At 50.9% G+C, this 218-nt stretch carries 1 protein-coding gene and 1 pseudogene; one reads left to right on the forward strand and one right to left on the reverse strand.

Going from position 1 to position 218, the window contains the following annotated elements:
• A partial coding sequence (locus tag H6B10_RS17435; RefSeq protein WP_430661803.1) for an NAD-dependent epimerase/dehydratase family protein occupies positions 1-107 on the reverse strand: 107 nt, incomplete at its 3' end.
• Between H6B10_RS17435 and H6B10_RS17440 the strand changes: the two are divergent.
• Positions 106-218: pseudogene (locus tag H6B10_RS17440) on the forward strand (GDP-L-fucose synthase); the annotation flags it as partial. The gene H6B10_RS17435 and the pseudogene H6B10_RS17440 overlap by 2 nt on opposite strands.

The following is a 218-nucleotide window of genomic DNA, read 5'->3' on the forward strand; positions in this document are numbered from 1 at the left end:
GGAAGATTCTGTTCCTTGGCCTCATGAAAACGGCGAATCAAAGCCGGCACCACGTGGCTGTGGGTAGGATGGTAGTTGTCATTGGGGCCATACAAATTGGTGGGCATGACGCTGGAAATGAATGTGATCCATTCTGCCTGGCAAAATGGATGCAAAAAATTGGAGTTTCTCGGCTCCAGCTGCATTTACCCGCGCATGGCCCCGCAACCTATGAAAGA

The organism is Gemmiger formicilis, assembly GCF_016901605.1.
GTDB lineage: Bacteria > Bacillota > Clostridia > Oscillospirales > Ruminococcaceae > Gemmiger > Gemmiger formicilis_B.